The 18,518-nt window shown below is 64.8% G+C and carries 17 protein-coding genes; 11 read left to right on the forward strand and 6 right to left on the reverse strand.

What is annotated here, in order from left to right:
- The first annotated feature begins 175 nt into the window (after positions 1 to 175).
- The gene (locus I6F16_RS06995) at positions 176 to 2,500 is read left to right on the forward strand and encodes an AI-2E family transporter (protein WP_050995924.1); all 2,325 of its coding nucleotides are present in this window, start codon (positions 176 to 178) and stop codon (positions 2,498 to 2,500) included.
- 39 nt (positions 2,501 to 2,539) lie between these two features.
- Here I6F16_RS06995 and I6F16_RS07000 read toward each other — a convergent pair whose 3' ends face one another.
- Together I6F16_RS07000 and I6F16_RS07005 are read right to left on the reverse strand one after the other, a co-directional pair.
- Positions 2,540 to 4,480, reverse strand: coding sequence for a glycosyltransferase (locus tag I6F16_RS07000; RefSeq protein WP_074448122.1), 1,941 nt, complete (start codon positions 4,478 to 4,480; stop codon positions 2,540 to 2,542).
- Positions 4,477 to 5,823 carry an HlyD family secretion protein gene (locus I6F16_RS07005; protein WP_036013829.1) on the reverse strand — a complete coding sequence of 449 codons (1,347 nt, stop codon included), beginning with the start codon at positions 5,821 to 5,823 and terminating at the stop codon, positions 4,477 to 4,479. The genes I6F16_RS07000 and I6F16_RS07005 overlap by 4 nt, the downstream gene beginning before the upstream one ends.
- A 287-nt stretch (positions 5,824 to 6,110) precedes the next feature.
- Between I6F16_RS07005 and htpX the strand changes: the two genes are divergently transcribed.
- From htpX to I6F16_RS38155, 3 genes are all read left to right on the forward strand, one after another.
- Complete coding sequence (gene htpX / locus I6F16_RS07010) at positions 6,111 to 7,049, forward strand: zinc metalloprotease HtpX (RefSeq protein WP_036037078.1); 939 nt, start codon at positions 6,111 to 6,113, stop codon at positions 7,047 to 7,049.
- 135 nt (positions 7,050 to 7,184) lie between these two features.
- Complete coding sequence (locus tag I6F16_RS07015; RefSeq protein ID WP_192893321.1) at positions 7,185 to 7,826, forward strand: tetratricopeptide repeat protein; 642 nt, start codon at positions 7,185 to 7,187, stop codon at positions 7,824 to 7,826.
- A gap of 209 nt (positions 7,827 to 8,035) precedes the next feature.
- The gene (locus I6F16_RS38155; RefSeq protein ID WP_081494629.1) at positions 8,036 to 8,428 is read left to right on the forward strand and encodes a DUF3551 domain-containing protein; all 393 of its coding nucleotides are present in this window, start codon (positions 8,036 to 8,038) and stop codon (positions 8,426 to 8,428) included.
- Between the two features lie 418 nt (positions 8,429 to 8,846).
- On the opposite strand, the gene I6F16_RS07025 is transcribed toward I6F16_RS38155, so the two are convergent.
- Both I6F16_RS07025 and I6F16_RS07030 read right to left on the reverse strand, forming a co-directional pair.
- A complete protein-coding gene (locus I6F16_RS07025) occupies positions 8,847 to 9,197 on the reverse strand; it encodes a hypothetical protein (protein WP_225114477.1) in 351 nt (116 codons plus the stop codon).
- A gap of 164 nt (positions 9,198 to 9,361) precedes the next feature.
- Positions 9,362 to 10,162 (reverse strand): hypothetical protein, encoded by an 801-nt coding sequence (locus I6F16_RS07030; RefSeq protein ID WP_036024809.1) that lies wholly within the window; start codon positions 10,160 to 10,162, stop codon positions 9,362 to 9,364.
- 227 nt (positions 10,163 to 10,389) lie between these two features.
- Between I6F16_RS07030 and I6F16_RS07035 the strand changes: the two genes are divergently transcribed.
- Positions 10,390 to 10,683 (forward strand): hypothetical protein, encoded by a 294-nt coding sequence (locus I6F16_RS07035; RefSeq protein ID WP_036024810.1) that lies wholly within the window; start codon positions 10,390 to 10,392, stop codon positions 10,681 to 10,683.
- Positions 10,684 to 10,831: 148 nt separating this feature from the next.
- On the opposite strand, the gene I6F16_RS07040 is transcribed toward I6F16_RS07035, so the two are convergent.
- The gene (locus I6F16_RS07040; protein WP_036013804.1) at positions 10,832 to 12,277 is read right to left on the reverse strand and encodes a short-chain fatty acyl-CoA regulator family protein; all 1,446 of its coding nucleotides are present in this window, start codon (positions 12,275 to 12,277) and stop codon (positions 10,832 to 10,834) included.
- Between the two features lie 229 nt (positions 12,278 to 12,506).
- Between I6F16_RS07040 and I6F16_RS07045 the strand changes: the two genes are divergently transcribed.
- From I6F16_RS07045 to I6F16_RS07055, 3 genes are all read left to right on the forward strand, one after another.
- Positions 12,507 to 14,141 carry an isocitrate lyase gene (locus I6F16_RS07045; RefSeq protein ID WP_036024812.1) on the forward strand — a complete coding sequence of 545 codons (1,635 nt, stop codon included), beginning with the start codon at positions 12,507 to 12,509 and terminating at the stop codon, positions 14,139 to 14,141.
- A gap of 71 nt (positions 14,142 to 14,212) precedes the next feature.
- A complete protein-coding gene (locus tag I6F16_RS07050) occupies positions 14,213 to 14,422 on the forward strand; it encodes a hypothetical protein (protein WP_036013800.1) in 210 nt (69 codons plus the stop codon).
- 184 nt (positions 14,423 to 14,606) lie between these two features.
- The gene (locus tag I6F16_RS07055; RefSeq protein ID WP_036024814.1) at positions 14,607 to 15,161 is read left to right on the forward strand and encodes a hypothetical protein; all 555 of its coding nucleotides are present in this window, start codon (positions 14,607 to 14,609) and stop codon (positions 15,159 to 15,161) included.
- Between the two features lie 105 nt (positions 15,162 to 15,266).
- On the opposite strand, the gene I6F16_RS07060 is transcribed toward I6F16_RS07055, so the two are convergent.
- The gene (locus I6F16_RS07060; protein WP_036013809.1) at positions 15,267 to 16,151 is read right to left on the reverse strand and encodes a metallophosphoesterase; all 885 of its coding nucleotides are present in this window, start codon (positions 16,149 to 16,151) and stop codon (positions 15,267 to 15,269) included.
- A 106-nt stretch (positions 16,152 to 16,257) separates the two neighbouring features.
- Between I6F16_RS07060 and I6F16_RS07065 the strand changes: the two genes are divergently transcribed.
- From I6F16_RS07065 to I6F16_RS07075, 3 genes are all read left to right on the forward strand, one after another.
- Entirely contained in the window at positions 16,258 to 16,749 is a 492-nt protein-coding gene (locus tag I6F16_RS07065) for an NUDIX domain-containing protein (protein ID WP_036013806.1), read from the forward strand.
- Positions 16,750 to 16,836: 87 nt separating this feature from the next.
- Complete coding sequence (locus I6F16_RS07070) at positions 16,837 to 17,778, forward strand: glycosyltransferase family 2 protein (RefSeq protein ID WP_036024815.1); 942 nt, start codon at positions 16,837 to 16,839, stop codon at positions 17,776 to 17,778.
- 91 nt (positions 17,779 to 17,869) lie between these two features.
- Positions 17,870 to 18,385, forward strand: coding sequence for an N-acetyltransferase (locus tag I6F16_RS07075; protein WP_036013792.1), 516 nt, complete (start codon positions 17,870 to 17,872; stop codon positions 18,383 to 18,385).
- The last annotated feature ends 133 nt before the right edge of the window (positions 18,386 to 18,518 follow it).

The following is an 18,518-nucleotide window of genomic DNA, read 5'->3' on the forward strand; positions in this document are numbered from 1 at the left end:
CCCCTCTTGGTGCACAGGGGCATGTATTCAGAAATCAAGCGATCGGCTCGGTTGGATCAATCCCGCCGAATCGGGGTTGACCTGTCGAAACCGTTACGGAAAGGCTCGTTCTGTGGCCGAGTTGCCTCCGGCGTCGACGCAACGAACACCGGCCGTGCGAGCCGCAACCTCGCCCATGCTCACGGCCGGCGGCATCGTCCTAGCCATCGGAGCCCTCTATCTCGGCCGGGAAATCTTCGTTCCCTTTGCCCTTGCGATCCTGCTGAGCTTCGTTCTCACGCCCTTGGTCAATTGGCTGAGACGTTGGAAAGTGCCCCGCATTGCAGCGGTGCTAATTGCCGTTTCCATTGCCTTCATCGTCGTCGCAGGGATCGCCTTGGTCGTTGGGCGCCAACTGGTCCAGCTCGCCAGCAACCTTCCCAATTATCAGACCACCATCACCGAGAAGATCCGCTCGTTGCAAAGCTCCGCGCCGGGCGGTGGGGTCGTCGACGCCGTTACCACGACGATGCAGGATCTCGGCAGAGAGATCTCGGGAGATGAGAAAAAGTCGGCGGCTGCATCCTCCCGGCTTGGCACCGGCAGTGAGAGTCGGGAGCCTGTCACCGTGCGGGTGGAGCCGCCACAGCCGAGACCGCTGGAGCTCATTCGATCGGTCATAGGTCCATTGCTGGCGCCGCTTGCGACTTCCGGGCTGGTCGTCATTTTCGTGATCTTCGTGCTGCTCGAGCGCGAAGACCTGCGCGACCGATTCATCAAGTTAGCCGGAGCCGGTGACCTTCAGAAGAGTACTCAGGCCATCAACGATGCTGCCTCGCGGGTCAGCCGCTATCTGCTGATGCAGCTTGTTGTCAATCTGACTTACGGCGTGCCGATCGGTGTTGCACTCTACTTTGTTGGCGTGCCGAACGCGATTCTTTGGGGCTTGCTCGCAGCGGTACTTCGATTCATTCCCTACCTCGGTCCTTTCCTGGCTGCTATATTTCCCGTTGCCCTGGCCATCGCCGTCGATCCAGGCTGGACGATGCTGTTCTGGGTCGTCGGTTTGTTCGTTACGGCTGAACTCGTCAGCAACAATGTTGTCGAGCCTTGGCTTTACGGATCCAGCACCGGGCTGTCGTCCCTCGCAATTATCATCGCCGCGATCTTCTGGACGATGCTCTGGGGACCCGTCGGGCTGTTTCTGGCAACACCTTTGACCGTCTGCCTCGTCGTCATGGGGCGCTACGTCCCGCAGTTGGAGTTCTTGGGCGTTCTGCTCGGCAGCGACCCTGTGCTCGCGCCGGAGGAGCAACTCTACCAGCGGTTATTGGCCGGCAACCTGGAGGAGGCGGTTGAGTTCGCCGAGAACTATGTCGACGAGTGTTCCTCACGCGAGCTGTACGACAACGTCGGAATTCCGGCGCTGCGCCTGGCGGAGAATGATCGTCAGCGCAGCAGCATCGACACCAATTACCGGCGTCTCGTTGCGGATACGGCTATCTCGGTTGTCCGGGAGGTTGATGACCATATCCGCGAAAAAGCGAATGCAGTGGACGAGGGAAATCACACCGCGCAGCGACCATGCGTCCTCTGTCTCGCTGGACGCACGGAGCTCGATCATGCAGCGGCGGAGATGCTCGCGCAGGTGCTCGAGGAGCGCACCATCGGCGCCAAGGTCTTGCCGCCGATCGCGGTCAGTCGGGGAGCATTGGAGCAACTCGATCTCCAGGGGGTCGACGTGGTGTGCCTGTCCTACTTTCACCCGCAGCCGCAGGTCTACGCCCGCTATGTCTTTCGTCGCCTGCGCCGTCGGGCTCCACAGGTGAAGCTTGCCGCCTGCTGCTGGAATTTGATCGCCGGAACGGAACAGACGGGAGAGCTCAAGACCCAGATGGCGGCCGACGCGGCATTCGCCTCTCTCCAAGCATGCGTCGAGCAGGTTGAAGCATGGGTCGGTCGCGCGGCAGCTCTCGGCGATACGCCCCAGCTCACGGCCGACGCCGAACGTGCGCAGCTCGCCGCGCTGCGCGGACTTGGCTTGGACGCCTCGAAACGCCAGGACCTGGATGAGGCCTCCAGAAAGGTCGCGCAAGCGTTCAACGTTCCGATCGCGCTGGTGACATTGGTCGATCATATTCAGCTAACCGCCGCTGAAGCCCGCGCCCAAGAAGTTCAAGCAGGTCTGCCGAGCAATCACGAGGGCTCCCTCGACGCGCATGTGATCGCTGCAGGCGATATGCTGGTTTCGGAGGATGTGACCGAAGACCCGCGCTTCGCCGACGATCCGCATGTGCTGGAGCGAGGCATTCGCTTCTACGCGGGGGTCCCGCTCCGGACTTCATCCGGTCATGTTGTAGGCTGCCTTTGTGTGATCGATACTCAGCCGCGGGAGTTCACCGACCGGGATCGTGACCGCCTGCAGGAGATGGCGAAGCAATTGATGATCGATATCCAGAGCGCTCGAGTGGCCACAGGCGTCGAGTCGGATGGCTCGAGAGAGGTGCATCCCGCCCCCTAGCGGAGAGGAAGCCGACCTTGCCGCTGACAGTGCGTGGCGCTAGCCGAACAGCCGCATCAGCAGCGCCTTACCGACCGGGAGCGCCCTGACGCCCCGATAGGCCCGAACATATTCGCCGGCATAGAACGCCCTGATTGCATGCACGCGCGTGTCCATGCCTTCCGCGAACCGCACGGCAAATCCATCAATGGTCCGCCGCACCACGATGGCCGCAATCGAGCGGCCGTAGATCTGGCACTCGATCGTGCTCCCAGGCGCCGGCGGATCGGGATCGATTAGCCGCGCACCGGTGATGGAGATATCGGCGAGCCGCGCCAGATGCGACCTGCCGTCCTGGCGCAGCAGCACCGGCTCGTTGCGATTGAAGCGCTCCGCCTTGCGCTTGCGCGGCTGCTCGATGCAGACGAAGCAGACCACGGTGAGGATGAACGCGTTGTAGAAGCTCCAGGCCAGCGCCAGTCCGCCATAGGCGATGTTCTCGCCGCGCTGCTGCAGGATGAAGGCATAAGCGATGGATGCGAGCGTGATGAAAAGTGCACAGCCGTAGATGCGCAGCAGCGGCCATTCGACGAAGCGTCGGTCGCGGTCGCCGCCTTTCGCGGTGACCTTGAACTTGTGTCCCTTCGGCTTCAGCAGGCCGGTCGCCACCGCCTTGAGCACGGCAGGCGCGGCAATCAGTTGGGAGACATCCGTCATCATTGCGAGCGAGCGGCCACGCGAAAGCCAGGCCATGCTGAGGCCGTTCCAGACATAGAAGGGCAGAAAGACCCGCAACAGCTCGCTCAGATCGGCCCGCACCGCCTGGATGCCGAACAGCAGGAACAGCCAGGGCACCACAAGGCCCGCCACTTTCGAGGTGTAGACCGCGGACCAGCTCATGAAGGCGTCGGCCAGCGAGAGGCGGTCGATGAAGGGCAGCTTCGAGTCCCGCGAGAGCGGTCCGCTGCGGCCGCGCACGATCTGCATCAAGCCGAGGCACCAGCGGGCGCGTTGGGTGATGTATTCCTTCAGCCCTTCCGGCGCGAGCCCGATCGTCAGGCGCTCGTTGAGATAGATCGTATTGAGTCCGCGTTCCTTGAGGCGCAGCGTGACGAGATAGTCTTCCGTCACCGAATCGGTCGGAAAGCCGCCGATCCGCATCAGTCCGGAATAGCGGATGAGGGAGGAGGTGCCGCAGCAGAACGCGACGCCCCAGGCGTCCTTGGCCGGCAGCAGGATGTCGAAGAAGAAGCGCTGCTCGTCGGGCCAGACGTCGGTCGCGGCGAGGTTGGTCTGGATCGGGTCGGGATTGATGAAGTGCTGCGGGGTCTGGACCACGCCGACCGACGCATCGTCCATGAGCGAGACGGTGCGCGCAAGGAAATCGGGCCGCGGCACGAAGTCCGCATCGAGAATGGCGACGAACTGCGGCCGCTCCGGCAGCGCCCCGACATGCCTCAGTGCGTGATTGATGTTGCCTGCTTTGGCGTGCTGGTTGTCGGGCCGCGTCAGATAGTGGCAGCCGAGCTCGCCGGACAGCCGCCGCAGCCAGGGCCGTCTTCCGTCGTCGAGCACCCAGACGCGGTAATTGCCGTAGTCCATGCCCGTCGCGCCGATGATCGTACGCTCGAGGATCCCTCGTTCCTCGTTGTAGGTGCAGATGAAGACGTCGATCAGCGGTGCGCCCGGATCGGTGGTGCGGCCGTCGACCTTCGCTGCGCCGGTGCGGTCGCGCGTCCGGCTCAGGAACAGCAGCGACAACGCGACCGCGACGAGCGAGGCCGCCTCCAGCAGCATGAAGGGGTAGCCGATCACGGCATCGACGGTCAGGCGCGGCGGCGGAAGCGTCGACATGATCCGCCAATAGAGATAGCGCAGCAGCAAGGTCACCGAGACAATGGCCAGGAACGAGCGTGCCATCGTGCTGTCGCGCCTCAGCAGCGGTACGATAGCCATGAAGGCGCCGAGCGCGATCAGGCCGGGCGTCAGCGCCGCCGTCACGGTGCGGTCTCGTGCCGTGCAAACACCACGCGGCCGGTGCGGCCGACCGTGCAGGCGCGAGCTGCGGCATCGCGCGAGGCCACGGTCACACGATAGGGCTCCTTGCTCAGCGCATCCGGATTGATGGCGAGATTGGCCGGCGCGCCGGCAGCGCCGGTCAGGTTGACCACGGTGCCGGAGATCGGCTCGCCGCCGTCATTGGGCTCGAACGTCGCGTGGTCGCCGAGCTGCAGGCGGTTGTAGACGTTCTCGGTGACATTGGCGGTGATCACGGCGCCGCTGCAATCGAGCACTTTGAGCAACGGCTGGCCTGCCTGCACGTCCTCGCCCGGCGATGTCATCATTTCCCAGACGCGGCCTGCGACGGGTGTCGTAATGTTGGCTTCGGTGAGATCCGCGAACCGGACCTCCTCGACGATGATCTCGTTGGCGAGCCAGGCGATCTCCGTGTCGGTGCGCGCGAGATCGGCCTCGAGGTCGCCGGCACGCTGGCGCATCTCTTCCTCGCGCTGAACCGAGCTTGGCCGGTCGTTGTAGCTGTCGCCGAGGAAGGATCCGTTCCGTGCCGCGGCGAGCTCGACCTTGGCCGCGTCCAGCCGCTTGCGCGCACCGAGCTCGGTCTGTTGCGACACCGAGAGCTCGCGCGTCAGACGTGCCAGTTCGACGGTCGAGACATTGCCCGATTTTGCCAGCGAGGAGGCGCGCTCGACGGCGGCACTGGCCTCGTCCCGCCGCGCCGCCGCAGCCTCGATCGAGGTCTGGATCTCCGCGATGCGGGCCTCGAGCTGGAGCACGCGTCCGTCGCGAAATAGCGCGGCCTGCCGCGCCAGATCCTTTTGTGCCGCCTGCGCCGAAGCGAGCTTCGCCGCAAGGCTCGGCCGTTCATTCTCCAGGCGCGATTTCTGCCGCCGGAGATCGTCGAGCCGGGTGCGATCGCCGCGCGAGTTGAAGACGCGCAGGACGACGGTCCCGGCTTCGAGCTTGGCCTGGTCAGTGACGCGCTGGGCGGCTGCGACGCGGCCACCGATCGGAGTCCGCAAGGTGACGAGGCGGGAATTCAGCACGGCTTCGACGCTCGAATTTTCCCAGATCGCCCGCAGCGGCAGCCAGCCGAACACGGCGACGATGGCGAGCCCGATCGCGACCTTGGCGCCGCGCCGCAGATACGGCCAGCGGCGCCCCGATTCTTGCCCGCTCTGCGTCGTGGAAGCATGGTCGGACTCGTCATTGGTGAAGAGGTGCTCGTGCAGGGAGTCTTGCAAACCCTTCGCATCAGTTCTGGCGTCGTGAGGAGGGGGGGCGGATGAGGGGGCGACGGAGGCGGCGCTCGAGCGGTCTACCATGGCGGTCACCTTGCTGACGGGAGGCCAACGGGAACCCGGTCAATGCACAAGGCCAATGCCGCGTGCCCGGTTACCGCGAGTTATGCGGAAATTGCGCTTTCCAGGTTGCTAAGCCTCCGCGTGTGTTTTTGCGCAAATCCCGGTCAAGCTTTAGTGGCGGCGGAAAGGCTGGCTGGTGCCGCTGGCGTCTGCGGCTCCACGACGCACGAACCTTGCAGCCGGCGGCCGCATTCATACTTCGAAGGTGCCGGCCAGAGGTTCGCCCGCGGCCGCCCTAGGAGACGGCCATGAACTATTTTCGTACCGCAATGCTGCTCGCTGGCCTGACCGCCCTGTTCATGGGCGTCGGCTATCTGATCGGAGGCGCCTCGGGCGCCATGATCGCGCTCGTCATTGCCGCCGCAACCAACCTCTTCACCTACTGGAACTCCGACCGCATGGTGCTGTCGATGTACGGCGCCCATGAGGTCGATCGTTCGACCGCGCCGGAGCTGGTCGGCCTCGTCGCCGAGCTTGCGGGCCGTGCCGGCCTGCCGATGCCGCGCGTGTTCGTGATGGATGAGATCCAGCCCAACGCGTTCGCCACCGGCCGCAATCCGGAAAACGCCGCGGTCGCCGTCACCACCGGTCTGATGAACCAGCTCAGCCGCGAGGAGCTCGCCGGTGTGATTGCGCACGAGCTCGCGCACATCAAGCATCACGACACGCTGCTGATGACGATCACCGCGACCATCGCCGGTGCGATCTCGATGCTGGCGCAGTTCGGCATGTTCTTTGGCGGCAATCGCGACAACAACAGCGGTCCGGGCATCATCGGCTCGATCCTGTTGATGATCCTCGCTCCGCTCGGTGCCATGCTGGTGCAGATGGCGATCAGCCGGACCCGCGAATATGCCGCCGACAATCTCGGTGCGCGCATCGTGGGACAGCCGATGTGGCTGGCCTCTGCGCTGGTGAAGATCGAGGGCGCTGCGCACCAGGTCCCGAACTACGAGGCCGAGCGAAACCCTGCGACCGCGCACATGTTCATCATCAATCCGCTGTCGGGCCACGGGGTGGACAACCTGTTCGCCACCCACCCCTCGACGCAGAACCGCGTCGCCGCGCTCCAGCAACTGGCGGCCGAGCTCGGCGCGCGCGCGGCGCCGTCGGTCGGCGCCAACGAGAACTATCCACCGCGCGGGCCGTGGGGCCGCTCCTCCTCACGTCGCAGTCCCTGGGGCTGACGGAGCCGGCAAGGATTGCGTCTGGCTTTGTGATCTGGCGCACACAGGGGGGTCCCCAACCAGTGTTAACTCCTCGGCGTGACCATTCCTTCGAAAGGGGATGGGTGGCTGGCGCGCTGCCGGCCACCGTCGAAGATGACCAGAATTGCCGTACCATTGCTGATCGTCCTTTGCGTGCTCGTCGGCTTGTCCACGCATATGGTCGTCAATTGCGGCGACGAGGATGATCCCGACATCTGCTCGGCCGTGATCGGCTTCTCGCCGCTGCGCGGCTCGCTGATCGCCTTCGCCTATGCGGGACGTGGACGGATCGCGCTGCGTCACGGCGACTTCAAGCGGGCGATCGCCGATTTCGACGAGGCCATCCACCTCAATCCCAACCGCGCTTCGCTCTATCGCGACCGGGCGCTGGCGCGCCGGCAGAACGGCGACTTCGAGCTTGCCATTGCGGATTACGACGAGGCGATCGCGCACGATCCCAAGCGCGCGGCACCTTATCACCAGCGCGGTCTCGCGCTCGCCGCAATGGGCGATCTCGACCGCGCCATCCTGAGCTACAGCACGGCGGTCCGCCTCGACCCCACCGATGCGCAGGCCCGTCTCGACCGCGGCCTTGCGTTCCTCGCCCGCGGCCAGACGGACGACGCCCGCGCCGATTTCGAGGCCGCGCTGGCGCTGCCCGCCGGCAAGGACGGTCGCGCGCGAGAGGCCGCGCGCGCCAAGCTCGCGGAACTCGCCAGCGCCGAGCCGACACTGGTGGCCGCGCCGCGAAGATGAGGATCTGGCGCGGCATTTGCGGCGGCACCCTCTCACGTCTTTAGGACAGGTGGCTTGCCGCATAGCGGCGAGATCGGTGAGAGATGCGGAAAGCGAGACTGTCGCGGCTGTCTGCTGCGCGTATGAACCAATTCAACTAGTATTGAGTTGGATCAATACTGGCAGGGTCCAGAGTGCATCCATGTCGTGCGCCCCTGGAGGAGCTTCCAATGTGCAAATGGGCTTTGACGATTCTGACCCTGAGTATCGCTCTGACAGCGGGGCAGGCTCGAGCCCAAAAATATGACCCGGCTTATCCCGTTTGCTTGAACGTCATTTCTCGCGGAATGACGCCATACTACCGATGCAGCTTCACGACGATGGACCAATGCAGGGCGTCGGCAAACGGCCAGATGTGCGTCCTCAATCCCTACTACGCCGGTCCTCCGGCGAGAGGAAACGCTCGGCGGCATCATCGCCAGACCTACGCGCCACCGAGGCCGCCGGTCCAGTACCGGGCGGTACCCTATAATCACTTCAATGAACCCTATTATGGGGCATCCCAAGGTTACGCGCCTGGCGAGAAAGAGCGCTTTCTCCAAAGTGTGAGGCAATACATGTGAGGGATGTCGCTCGACTGTTCGACCAGCCCATGCCTGGGGCGGAGGAATCGTTGAGGTCGCGGTCGGCCCGATTGCGGCGGCCGCGAGGGAGCGCGTCGCAAACGCGCAACGCGGCGATCCGATCAAGCCGGAGATAATTGGGAGACAGGCCGGCGAGCCTCCAGATCGCCAATCCCGTAGCGGCGATCGGTTCAACGGCAGGGCTATCGCATTTGGGAGTTTTTCCTTGCGGCCATCCTTCGAGACGCCCGCTTTGGCGGGCTCCTCAGGATGAGGGCGGGATGCGCGGCAGCAGTTTCAACGAGCACCGATGCTGATTAGCCTCATCCTGAGGAGGCGCGTCAGCGCCGTCTCGAAGGACGAGGCGCGTGCGCAGGCCGCCGCCGCAAGTCATATGCGATAGCCCTGGGTGCAACGACTACGTCTTCTTTTTCGCTTTGGCTTTCTTTGCGGCCTTCTTCGCCGGCTTCTCGTCCTTTGCCTTCTTCTCCGCTTTCACCGTAACAGGTGTGCTGGCGGCGAGGCGCATCGACCGCGCGTAGCTGTCGGCGACGTTATCGGCGGACATCTGCAGGCGCTTGGCGGCCGCAGTCGCCTGCTCCATGGTGGTCTTGGCCATCATCTTGAAGCGCTCGCCGGTCTCCTTGCCCTTGGCCTTGGCCGCAAGGCTGTTGAAGCGATCCCGCCGCTCCTTGGCACGGGTCATCAGGCCCGTATGCAGCTGTCTGGCCAGTTGCCGGATCACGACATCCAGGTCGGCTTCCGCCATGGTCTCTCATCCCCTTCGAAAAACGGTATCGATGCGGGCGGGACTATGCAGATCGGACCCCGGCTTGGCAATTCCCGGCTGTGCGTCATCCGCAGCTTCCGGTCTGCGAAACAAAAAAGCCGCGCTGTTCGCGCGGCTCTTTGGCTTGGCTTGGCGCCGTCCGTTCATTTCAGCGAGGCGACCGGGCCGTTCGAGGCCGCCGGCTCGGGGTCGAAGCCGAACACGCCGACGAGATATTTGTAATAGTCCGGCATCTTCTCCTTGAGCGCCTCGCGCGACTTCGGATCGTGGAATTCGCTCTTGCCGGCCAGGAAGATGCTGGCGGTCACCGCAAAGAATTCCATGGGATTCTTCATCGCATAGGATTCCTTGGGCAAGAGGTCCTTGGACTTGGCGAGGGCGTAGTAGGTGATCACGCCCTTGTTGGCGTAGCCGTCCGGCAGCAGCCGCGCGTGGAAGGCGTGCAGCATCTCGTGCAGCAGCACGGCCTCCTTCTCGTAGCGCATCATGTCCGGCCGCAGCATGATCACGCCGAGGCCCGAATCGACCGCGAGGTCGACGGCATTAGGATTGGTCCAGCGCTGCTTGGCGGGGTCCCAGACCGTCAGGGTCCGGGGCGCGGTGCGCTGCATGTCCGGCGTGACCCGGCCGTAGCAGGCGGTGGCGGCGCCTTCGTCGAGGCAGGCGAGTTCGCTCGCGACGATCGGAACGGTGTGGAAGAAGCGCAGCACGCGCGGGGAGAGGCCGACGCCTTCGACGACGTCGATCTGGCTCTTCAGGTTCTCGGTGAGCTTGTCGACATCCTTGCGGTCGCGGTTCTCGGAGATGTCGAACATGTAGCCGCGGTAGCTCTGGAAGCCCGGCGGCAGCGGCTGCGCCGCGCCGGCATCGAGCGACCCGGCGATGGTTGGACTGGCGAATAGCGCGCCGACAATGGTCGCGGTCAGCAGCAACGCAATGCGCATGGTGAACCCCCTGATGTCACTTCGCCCGGCAGATTAAGCCGCCCTTGTTTGCGAAAAGTGAGTGCGGCGAGACTAAGGCACCGATGTTGAGGCGTGCTTAACCGTTGGTTGCAGATCGCGCGGGCGGATTAGGGTCGGGTTAACCAAGCGTGGATCGGCTGCGCGCTTCGGCGTAACATCCGCCCGGGCTCGAGGCCCTCACATCATAGCCGGAAGGGGAGGATGCCATGTATGCCGCCATCCGTCAGGCCAAGGCGAAAAGCGGGAGCGCGGAAGAGCTGACGCGCCGCATCAAGGACGGCGCCGTTCCCATCATCAGCGACGTCGACGGTTTCCGCGCCTATTACGTCGTCTATGGCGGCGACGACACGGTCACCGCGATCTCGATCTTCGACAAGTTCGAGCAGGCCGAGGAAGCGAACAAGCGCGCCATCGCCTGGATCGAGAAGGATCTCGGCCCGCTGCTCGCCGGCGACGCCCGCGCCATGGCGGGACCGGTGATCGTGCATACGCTGGCGTGAGGGCGCGCGCTATTGATGACCGGAGCGGCGACCACACACTTGGTCGGCATGCCCGGGCTTGACCCTGGCATCCACGTCTTTCTGCGTACGCGGAAGCGCGTGGATGGCCGGGTCAAGCCCGGCCATGACGGAAGAGAGAGTGTGTGCCTCACAACTCCCTTGCATTCGAGAACGCAAAGCTCGACACCCGCCGCGTCGTCTCGTCCAGGATCAACGTGCGTGTGATCGGTGGCTCGGCGCGCTGGGCGCAGTTCTCGCGCTCGCAGAGGCGACAGTTGACGCCGATCGGGGTGCCCTCGGCCTTCTCCAGGTCCATGCCGGTGGCGTAGGTCAGGCGGGCGGCGTGGCGGATCTCGCAGCCGAGGCCGATGGCAAAGCGCGGCTGCGGCAGCGGATGCGGCGCCACGGGGCGGCGCACCATCTGCGCGATCGAGAAATAGCGCGTGCCGTCGGGCAGCTCGATCACCTGCTTGAGCAGGCGATCCGGCGTGTCGAAGGTCGAATGCACATTCCAGAGCGGACACGTGCCGCCGAATTTCGAGAACGGGAAGGTGCCGGAGGAGAAACGCTTGGAGACGTTGCCGGCATTGTCGACGCGCAAGAGGAAGAACGGAATGCCGCGCGCATTCGGTCGCTGCAGCGTGGTGAGGCGGTGGCAGACCTGCTCGAAGCCGGAATTGAAGCGCTGTGCCAGCACGTGGATGTCGTAGTTCAGCGCTTCGGCGGCCGCGAGGAACGCCGGGTAGGGCATCATCACGGCGGCCGCGAAGTAATTGCCGAGCGTGATCCGGAACAGCCGCCGCGGCGCATCGTCCAGCGGGCCGGCCCGGCCGATGATGGTCTCCAGCGCCTGCGCGCATTCCGCCAGGCCCAGCTGGAAGGCGAGCTGGAATGCGCGGCCGGGCGGATCGACCAGCTCCGAGATCAGCAGCTGCCGGCGGTGGCGGTCGAATCGGCGGAGCGTCTCGCGCATCACGTCGACCGGCATGATGCGGGTCTGGATCGAGTGCTTCTCGCGCAAGCGCGTTATCAGCGCGGCATACAGCCCTTCGGCGGGCTCGTTCAACTCGTCGCGCAGATTTTCCGCCGCCTGCTCCAGCTCCGGAAAATAGTTGCGGTTGGCCTCGATCAGCTCGCGCACGCGCTCGACCGGATTGGCTTCAAAGCGCGTGCCGACGTCGCGGTCGGCCATCTGCGCCGCGGCCAGGGTCTCGCCCTGACGCGCCTCGGTATAGGCCGCGTAGAGCCGCTGCAGCGCATGGGTGACGCCGGGGCAGAGCTCGGCGAGGTCGCGCAGCTCCTGCTTGGGCACGTCGATCTGCCGGAACAGGGGATCGGAGAAGATCTCGTTCAGCTCGGCGAAGAAGCGGTCCTCGTCCGCGGTGGCGAGATCGCGCAGGTCAAGGTCATAGGTCTCGGCCAGCCGCAGCAGGATCTGCGCCGTGACCGGGCGCTGGTTGCGCTCGATCAGGTTGACATAGCTGGGCGAGATCCCGAGCCCCTCGGCGATCTGGGTCTGCGACAGCCCCAATTGCTGCCGGATTCGCCGGAAGCGCGGGCCGACGAAGAGTTTCTTGCCGGAATCGGCGGGCATGTCTCAGATCTCCAGACTCAATCAAGGTCAGAACAGTTGACCTATTATTTTTACAAGTTTTACAAAGTGACATGTATTACACGTTCAGATGTTACATGACATCACCAATAAAAACAAGCCATCTGTACGAACTTTTCCTTTTCGCGTTTAGCTTCTGACACGCATCTCGCAATGCATTGTCAAGAATGTCGATGGCTGCCTCGCCATCGTCAGCGAAAGGATCAGGCACATGAATTACCAGCCCCGCGGTATCAGCACCCTCCAGGGTCCGTCCTCGTATCAGGACGAGGTCAAGGCGGCTCAGGCGCTCCTCGAGACCCAGCCGACCTGGAACGGCGTGTCGGCCGAGGCCGTCGCGCGCATGCGCCTGCAGAACCGTTTCAAGACCGGCCTCGACATCGCCCGCTACACCGCGGCCGTGATGCGCGCCGACATGGCCGCCTATGACAAGGATCCCACCAAGTACACCCAGTCGCTGGGCTGCTGGCACGGCTTCATCGCCCAGCAGAAGCTGATCTCGGTCAAGAAGCACTTCGGCGGCAAGACCGACCGCACCTATCTCTATCTCTCCGGCTGGATGATCGCGGCGCTGCGCTCCGAATTCGGTCCGCTGCCCGATCAGTCCATGCACGAGAAGACCGCGGTGCCGGCGCTGATCGAGGAGCTCTACACCTTCCTGCGTCAGGCCGATTCGCGCGAGCTCAACGACATCTTCCGTCTGCTCGACAAGGCGCGCAAGGAAGGCGACAAGACCCGCGAGAACGAGCTGATCGAGAAGATCGACAACTTCCAGACCCATGTCGTCCCCGTCATCGCCGACATCGATGCCGGCTTCGGCAACGCGGAGGCGACCTATCTGCTCGCCAAGAAGATGATCGAGGCGGGCGCCTGCGCGCTGCAGATCGAGAACCAGGTCTCCGACGAGAAGCAGTGCGGCCACCAGGACGGCAAGGTCACGGTGCCGCATGACGTCTTCCTGGCGAAGATCCGCGCCTGCCGCCACGCCTTCCTCGAGCTCGGCGTCGAAGACGGCATCGTCGTGACCCGCACCGACTCGCTCGGCGCCGGCCTGACGCAGCAGATCGCGGTCAGCCACAAGCCCGGCGACATCGGCGACCAGTACAACAGCTTCCTCGATTGCGAGGAAATCACCGCGGAGAACGCCAAGAACGGCGACGTCATCATCAACCGCAACGGCAAGCTGATGCGTCCGAAGCGGCTGCCCTCCAACCTCTACCAGTTCCGCCCCGGCACCGGTGCAGACCGCTGCGTGCTCGATTGCATCACCTCGCTGCAGAACGGCGCCGACCTGCTCTGGATCGAGACCGAGAAGCCGCATATCGAGCAGATCGCCAGCATGGTCGACCGCATCCGCAAGGTGGTGCCGAACGCCAAGCTCGCCTACAACAACTCGCCGTCGTTCAACTGGACCCTCAACTTCCGTTGGCAGGTCTACGACGCGATGAAGGAAGCGGGCCAGGACGTCAGCAAGTACAACCGTGCCGAGCTGATGAAGGCGGAGTACGACGACACGCCGCTGGCGAAGGAAGCCGACGAGCGCATCCGTACCTTCCAGGCGGATTCGGCCAAGCGCGCCGGCATCTTCCACCACCTGATCACGCTGCCGACCTATCACACGGCCGCGCTCTCGACCGACAATCTCGCCCGCGAGTATTTCGGCGAGCAGGGCATGCTGGGCTACGTCAAGAACGTCCAGCGCGCCGAGATCCGTCAGGGCATCGCCTGCGTGAAGCACCAGAACATGGCCGGCTCCGACATCGGCGACGACCACAAGGAGTACTTCGCGGGCGAAGCTGCGCTGAAGGCGGGCGGCGTCCACAACACGATGAACCAGTTCGGCTAACGGCGGATCGGACCGGTCTGGAAGCCAGGTTGGAGTCCAGGCCGGTCACGCACCTCAACAGGAGACTGACAATGACCAAAGGCAGCAATTTCTGGGTGATCGGCGGCGAGTTCGGTTCGATGAACTTCCACAAGCTCGTGGAAGGCTCGGCCCAGGTCAAAGGTCCGTTCAAGACCCGCAAGGAAGCCGAAGAGTGCTGGAAGGAAGTCTCGGAAGAAAGCCGTCACAAGGCCGGCGTCCGCTTCTCGATCGTGGAAGAGCCCTCGCGGGTCTCGGCCTGATCGCCCCGACTTAAGAAGACGTCCAAGGACGGATGGTCCCATCCAGGCCCTGCCTGGGTGGGATCGTCTGTTTTTGGCACAGGTGAACCAGCTGTGGGCGCCGTAAGTCTCTGGAATTGTAGGCCTTTGCGGAGGGTTTGGTAGCTGATAGGTTAATGGGGATAAGTCGAGGACGAGGCCGACAATGTCAGAGCCCGAGACCAGCGGGACCGATCCCGGCCAGCCGCGCCCGGTGCGGCTGCGCGATGCGCTGCTGCGCGCGCGGATCGAGGCGGCCGACCGCACCGGCGTCGTCGTCGATTTGCGCGACGCCGAGGTGGCACGGCTCGAGATCCTCAACGACGCGCTCGATCCCCTGTTCGCGCAGGTGCCTGATCAGATCGACCTGTTCGACCGCGGCATCAGCCAGGGCGATACGCCGCGGCTGTGGATCGACGTCGTCGCCCACATCGTGATGGGGCGCGACAAGCGGATGTACCGCTTCGTCCAGGACACCCGCTTCGGCCGCATCGTGCTCGCCGAATCGCACGACACCGCCGTGATCGTCGAGGCCGTCACCGACTATGTCGCGCGCCGCATGGTCGAGCGCGAGCGGGCGATGGTGGTCGCGCCCGAACCGCAGGCCCCGGCCGCCGCGCCGCCGCGCCGCTCGCGCCTGTGGCCATTCGTGTTCGGCTTCGTGCTCGGCGCTGCGGCGTTGTTCGGGGTGGCAGTGCTTGCGGTCTTGCGGAGCTGGTGAGGCTCTCTCCTTCGTCATTGCGAGGAGCCCTTGCGACGAAGCAATCCAGATTGCCTCCGCGGAGATTCCTGGATTGCTTCGCTGCGCTCGCAATGACGACCGGGGCTAAATCAACCGCACATGCTTGATCTGCCCAACCTGAAACCCCGCCCCGAGGCTTCGCACCGTCTGCTCGCAGCGCCAGCCGGCATTGTCCTTCTCGATGGTGAACAGATTGTACGCCGCCGCCGGATAACGTCCGTGCGCCAGCGCGGAGGCCGACGGCACGCCGAGCGCGGGAATGTTGCCGTTTGGACCCTCGAACCACATCGTCGAATGAATGTGGTCGTGCCCGTGCAGGACCAGCTCGACGCCGTGGCGCTTCAACAGTCCCAGCAATTCCGGCGCGTCCGTCATCCGCTTCGCCCGCGCGCTGGACTTCAGCGGATGATGCACCAGCAGCACGCGGAAGACGTCTTCCGCGGCGAGCCGCTCGAGCACCTCCGCAAGCGCGGCGAGCTGATCGCGCCCGAGCGTGCCGGTCGCCATCAGCGGCAGGGTCGGCACCGCCGTGGACAGGCTGATCAGGGCAAGCGGCCCGCGCCGGCGCACCGCTGGGAAGGCTGCGCCGCCGGGTGTGTCCGCGGCGATGTAGTGCAGGAACGTCTCGCCGAAGCGATGACGCGTCGCGCTGACATAGGCGTCGTGATTGCCGGGGATCGCGGTCACGCGGTCGGGCGGGCCGACGCTTTCGAGCCAGGCCAGCGCCGGTGCGAACTCCGCCTCCAGCGCCAGGTTGACGAGATCGCCCGTCACTGCGATGTGGTCGGGCGCCTGCGCCTTCATGTCGGCGACGAGCGCGTCGAGAACCTCGCGGCGCTGGTACTTGTGGCGGTTGCGCGTCCAGTTGACATAGCCGAACGCGCGCTTGCCCGCGAGCTCGATCAGCCGCGGCTTCGGCAAAGGCGCCAGATGCGGATCGGACAGGTGGGCGAGCGTGAAGGGAGCCAGCGTGGAGGGAGTCATGGCGCGCGAATGCCTCGCTATTGCTCCGCTGTAATGGCAAGGTCGCGCGCCCCGCGCAAGCAGGGCCTGAAACGGGGCGTCGAGGAGCCTGATGGGAGAACGTCTGAACCGAGCCCGACGGAAAGCCGAGCCGCTGCTGCGGCGGTTCTTGCACGGCTATTTCCTCCTCGTCCGCGGCATGACGCTCGGCGTCCGTGCCGTGGTGCTGGATGCCGACAATCGCGTCTTCCTGGTCAGGCATAGCTACGTCAGCGGCTGGTATTTGCCTGGCGGCGGCGTCGATTTCGGCGAGACCATGGAAGAGGCATTGCGGCGCGAGCTCAAGGAGGAGGGCGACATCGATCTGACCGGCGAGGCGATCCTGCACGGCGTCTTCCTCAACAGCCACGTCTCCCGCCGCGACCACGTCGCGGTCTACGTGGTCAGGCAGTTCAGGCAGGACCGCGTCCCTGAGCCCAACCGCGAGATCGTCGAATGCGGGTTCTTCGACAATGCCGCATTGCCCGAGGGCACCACGCCCGGCACGCGGCTGCGGATCGCCGAAGTGCTCGATGGCAGGCCCGTGATTGCGACGTGGCGCTGAGGGCAGCTTGTGCTAGTAACCCGCTCGACGCGCACGGCAGGCCACGCCGCTCGGGCGCGAGCCGACAAGCCTCGGAGTGCTGCCCTGATGACCACAACGCAACTTCGTATCGCGGTGCTGGTGCCCTGCTACAACGAGGAGGCCGCGGTCGCGACCGTCGTTGCCGATTTCCGCAAGGCGCTGCCCGCGGCGGAGATCTACGTCTACGACAACAATTCGCGCGACCGGACCGCCGCGGTCGCGCGCGAAGCCGGTGCGATCGTGCGCAGCGAGCGCCGACAGGGCAAGGGCCACGTCGTGCGCCGCATGTTCGCGGACGTCGAGGCCGACGTCTATGTGCTGGTCGATGGCGATGCCACCTACGATGCGCCGAGCGCACCCATCATGATCGACAAGCTGCTCGACGAGCATCTCGACATGGTGGTCGGGCTTCGCGTCGATCAGGTCCAGGCTGCCTACCGGCTCGGCCACCGCACCGGCAACCGCATGCTGACCGGCTTCCTGTCCGACACCTTCGGCCACGCTTTCAAGGACATCCTGTCCGGCTACCGGGTGTTCTCGCGCCGCTTCGTCAAGTCCTTTCCCGTCCTCTCCGACGGCTTCGAGATCGAGACCGAGCTTGCGGTCTATGCGCTGGAATTGTCGCTGCCGGTTGCCGAGGTCGAGACGCCCTATTATGCGCGCCCCGAAGGCTCGTTCTCCAAGCTCAACACCTGGCGCGACGGCTTTCGCATCCTCGGCACCATGCTGAAGCTCTATCGCAGCGAGCGGCCGTTGCGCTTCTTCACGGTGATCGGAATCCTGCTGGCGCTGGCGTCGATCATCTTCGCGATTCCGATCGTGATCACCTTCATCGAAACCGGCCTCGTGCCGCGCCTGCCCACTGCCGTGCTGTCGATGGGCCTGATGATCATGGCCTTGCTGTCGGTGTCGTCAGGGCTCGTGCTCGATACGGTGACGCGAGGGCGGCGGGAGATGAAGATGCTGGCCTATCTGTCCCAGCCGGCGTCGAAACGGAACGCAGGTTGAGCCAGGCTTGCACTTCGCCCGCCGGGAGGTAAACGGGGCACCGCCGCCGCCATGGACCTTCGCAGGCGCAAGTGCTACTCCGCGAATTGACATGAACGATCTCTCACTGACCATTCTTCCCGAAGCCGCCGGCGACGCTCAGGCGATCGAGCGGCTGCACGAACGCACCTTCGGCCCCGGCCGCTTCGTGCTGAGCGCCTACCGGATCCGCGAGCACGTCGACCATCTGCTCGAACTGTCCTTCACGGCCCGTATCGGCACGCTCCTGGTCGGCTCCGTCAGGCAATTGCCGATTCTGATCGGCCAAACGCCGGCACTGCTGCTCGGGCCGCTCACCGTCGAGCCGCCGTTCCGCGATCGCGGCATCGGCCGTCAGTTGATGGAGCGCGCGCTGAAGGACGCCAGGGAAAAAGGCCACCGCCTCGTGCTGCTGGTCGGCGACGAGCCCTATTACGGCCGCGTCGGCTTCAAACAGGTGCCGAAGGGCCGCGTCACCATGCCCGGCCCGGTCGATGCCGCGCGCATCCTGGTGTTCGAGCTCGTCGACGGCGCCTTCGAGGGCGTGTCGGGCGCGGTCGGCCCCGACTGGAGCAAAGCGCGGACATAGGAGCGGCGCGCGTCGTTGGAAACGCCGTAGCCCGGATGGAGCGCAGCGCAATCCGGGAAGGTCTTCCGCAACGAGAGAACCCCGGATTACGCTACGCTCCATCCGGGCTACGACACTGCTCGTAGCTCATCCG

The sequence above is a fragment of the Bradyrhizobium sp. IC4060 genome, assembly GCF_020193715.1.
Taxonomy (GTDB): Bacteria; Pseudomonadota; Alphaproteobacteria; order Rhizobiales; family Xanthobacteraceae; genus Bradyrhizobium; species Bradyrhizobium yuanmingense.

Excerpts from the sequence above, each read along its gene's own strand:
- I6F16_RS06995 (WP_050995924.1), top strand. The coding sequence starts at position 176 with ATGCTCACGGCCGGCGGCATCGTCCTAGCCATCGGAGCCCTCTATCTC.
- I6F16_RS07005 (WP_036013829.1), bottom strand. The coding sequence starts at position 5,823 with ATGGTAGACCGCTCGAGCGCCGCCTCCGTCGCCCCCTCATCCGCCCCC.
- htpX (WP_036037078.1), top strand. The coding sequence starts at position 6,111 with ATGAACTATTTTCGTACCGCAATGCTGCTCGCTGGCCTGACCGCCCTG.
- I6F16_RS07015 (WP_192893321.1), top strand. The coding sequence starts at position 7,185 with ATGACCAGAATTGCCGTACCATTGCTGATCGTCCTTTGCGTGCTCGTC.
- I6F16_RS38155 (WP_081494629.1), top strand. The coding sequence starts at position 8,036 with ATGTGCAAATGGGCTTTGACGATTCTGACCCTGAGTATCGCTCTGACA.
- I6F16_RS07025 (WP_225114477.1), bottom strand. The coding sequence starts at position 9,197 with ATGGCGGAAGCCGACCTGGATGTCGTGATCCGGCAACTGGCCAGACAG.
- I6F16_RS07030 (WP_036024809.1), bottom strand. The coding sequence starts at position 10,162 with ATGCGCATTGCGTTGCTGCTGACCGCGACCATTGTCGGCGCGCTATTC.
- I6F16_RS07035 (WP_036024810.1), top strand. The coding sequence starts at position 10,390 with ATGTATGCCGCCATCCGTCAGGCCAAGGCGAAAAGCGGGAGCGCGGAA.
- I6F16_RS07040 (WP_036013804.1), bottom strand. The coding sequence starts at position 12,277 with ATGCCCGCCGATTCCGGCAAGAAACTCTTCGTCGGCCCGCGCTTCCGG.
- I6F16_RS07045 (WP_036024812.1), top strand. The coding sequence starts at position 12,507 with ATGAATTACCAGCCCCGCGGTATCAGCACCCTCCAGGGTCCGTCCTCG.
- I6F16_RS07050 (WP_036013800.1), top strand. The coding sequence starts at position 14,213 with ATGACCAAAGGCAGCAATTTCTGGGTGATCGGCGGCGAGTTCGGTTCG.
- I6F16_RS07055 (WP_036024814.1), top strand. The coding sequence starts at position 14,607 with ATGTCAGAGCCCGAGACCAGCGGGACCGATCCCGGCCAGCCGCGCCCG.
- I6F16_RS07065 (WP_036013806.1), top strand. The coding sequence starts at position 16,258 with ATGGGAGAACGTCTGAACCGAGCCCGACGGAAAGCCGAGCCGCTGCTG.
- I6F16_RS07070 (WP_036024815.1), top strand. The coding sequence starts at position 16,837 with ATGACCACAACGCAACTTCGTATCGCGGTGCTGGTGCCCTGCTACAAC.
- I6F16_RS07075 (WP_036013792.1), top strand. The coding sequence starts at position 17,870 with ATGAACGATCTCTCACTGACCATTCTTCCCGAAGCCGCCGGCGACGCT.